General features: G+C 60.5%; 2 protein-coding genes. Both read right to left on the bottom strand.

Annotated features, from left to right (window positions below; translation table 11 throughout):
• Positions 1-999: 999 nt before the first annotated feature.
• Complete coding sequence (locus ACRESJ_RS11890; RefSeq protein WP_431758057.1) at positions 1,000-2,154, bottom strand: ABC transporter ATP-binding protein; 1,155 nt, start codon at positions 2,152-2,154, stop codon at positions 1,000-1,002.
• 17 nt (positions 2,155-2,171) lie between these two features.
• The coding region (locus tag ACRESJ_RS11885) for an ABC transporter permease (protein WP_431758056.1) at positions 2,172-2,393 on the bottom strand (222 nt) is incomplete at its 5' end.

Genomic DNA, 2,393 nt, shown 5'->3' with positions numbered 1-2,393 from the left:
GCCAGCGATGACGGCCTCACAGCTGACTTGATTCTCGCGCATGTACCCAATCCAACGGTGGGAGCGGGCATGCTCGCGAAGGCGGCCTCAAAGCAGACCTGAATTTAGCGGCTGCACTCAATCCCTGTGGGAGCTGGCTTGCCAGCGATGACGGCCTCACAGCTGACTTGATTCTCGCGCATGTACCCAATCCAACTGTGGGAGCGGGCATGCTCGCGAAGGCGGCCTCAAAGTAGACCTGAATTTAGCGGCTGCACTCAATCCCTGTGGGAGCTGACTTGCCAGCGATGACGGCCTCACAGCTGACTTGATTCTCGCGCATGTACCCAATCCAACGGTGGGAGCGGGCATGCTCGCGAAGGTGGCCTTAAAGCCGACCTGACTCTCGCGGGTGTACCCCATCCAACTGTGGGAGCCGGCCTGTCGGGTCGCCGCATCGCAGCGATGGGTGAACGATAACGCTGGCTGTCTGAATAAACGCGTTGCCTGGACGTTTCTCGCGGGCAAGCTCCGCTCCTACAGGAAAAGCCGGCTTTGGCTCTGGCTTTTGATCTGGCTTTTGATCTTTTGCCCCCTCGGCAGGCCGAGCGTAGGTGTTCATCCGGGGGGTAGGCGCGTAGCGCCGTGCGGCGCCGCCGCGCACATCGAGAGGAGGTGCAGCGCAGCAAACCGGAGGCGATGCCCCCGGATGGGCACCGTAGCGAGGGAACACCGAGCCTAGGCGAGGTGCCGTACGAAAGGGGCAAAGCCTTTTGCTTACTTTTCGGCGTTTGGAAAAGTGAGTCGCTGTAAGAGCGAAACCGCCAGCGGCCGTTACCGCAGGAACGGATATGTACCTAAATCCAAAAAATCAGTCGCCTGACAAAACGCCTTCGCGAGCAAGCCCGCTCCCACAGGGATATACGCCATTCCAGGGAAGCGAGAACAAAAAAAAGGCCACCGCAACCCGACGTTGCGATGACCCGAGGGTGACACTCAACCAACACAACACGCAAAAAATCAATGAGCCCCGGCAGCCTTGTTCAGATCGCTCTCCGACCATTCGGTATACACACAAGCGTCCGCCGTAGCCCAACGCACCCGCACCGGGTCACCCGCCTTGAGCGGCATGCCAGCGGCGGACAGTGCCTTGACCGTCATCGACGTACCGCCGGTAGTCACCACACTGCAAGTCTGGCTTTCGCCCAGGAACAACACCTCCACCACCTTGGCCGAGACTTCGTTCCAGCCTGCCGCCAGCGGTTCCCCGGCCGCTTGATCGACACTCAAGGCCAATGCTTTCTCTGGGCGCACCATCAACAGCACATCCTGATCGGTTTGCAGGCCAACGGTCAGGCGGATCGACAGTGGTTGCCCTTCGAACGCAGCCACCGCGTTGCCCTGAGCCTTGAGCTTGAGGAAGTTCGAGTTGCCCAGGAACGAGGCGACGAAGGCATTCGGCGGGTTCTGGTACAGGTCATAGCCGCTGCCCAGGCCAACGATCTTGCCGTGGCTGAAAATCGCAATGCGTTGGGACAGACGCATGGCTTCTTCCTGATCGTGGGTCACGTAGACAATGGTGATACCCAGGCGACGATGCAGTTGGCGCAGTTCGTCCTGCAAATCTTCACGCAGCTTTTTGTCCAGCGCGCCGAGGGGTTCGTCCATCAGCAGGATGCGTGGCTCATAGACCAGCGCCCGGGCGATGGCGACGCGTTGTTGCTGGCCGCCGGAGAGTTGCGAAGGGCGGCGATGGGCAAATTGTTCGAGCTGTACCAACTTGAGCATGGCATCGACCCGGCGATCGCGTTCGGCGGTGGCCAGTTTGCGAATCTGCAAGGGGAAGGCGATGTTGTCGCGCACCGATAGATGCGGGAACAGCGAGTAGCGCTGGAACACCATGCCGATGTCGCGTTTGTGCGGTGGCACGTTGACCAGTGACTGACCGTTGACCAGGATCTCGCCGCTGCTGGGGGTTTCGAAGCCGGCGAGCATCGACAGGGTGGTACTTTTGCCCGAGCCGCTGGAGCCGAGGAAGGTGAGGAATTCACCGTCCTTGATATCCAGCGAGATGTTGTCCACGGCGGCAAAGTCGCCGTAGTGCTTGTTCAGGTTGCGCAGGCTTACCAGCGGCTGGTCGTTTTGCTGCGCGCTATCTTTGATCACTGCACTCATGTCGTACTCCTGTGCGCTCAGGCGCTGATTTCGTTGCGCCGGCGAAGGGCGGCGGCGATGACCATGACCAATACCGAAAGGCCGATCAGCAGCGTCGAAGCGACGGCGATCACCGGTGTCAGGTCCTGGCGCAGGGTGGTCCACATTTTCACGGGAAGGGTTTGCAGGGTCGGGCTGGCCATCATCACGCTCAGCACCACTTCATCCCACGAGACGAGGAAGGCGAAGAGGGCGCCGGC

Origin of the sequence: Pseudomonas sp. (assembly GCF_050739655.1) — a bacterium.
In the GTDB taxonomy this organism is placed as follows: Bacteria; Pseudomonadota; Gammaproteobacteria; order Pseudomonadales; family Pseudomonadaceae; genus Aquipseudomonas.
This window is presented reverse-complemented; position numbering and strand designations above follow the sequence as displayed.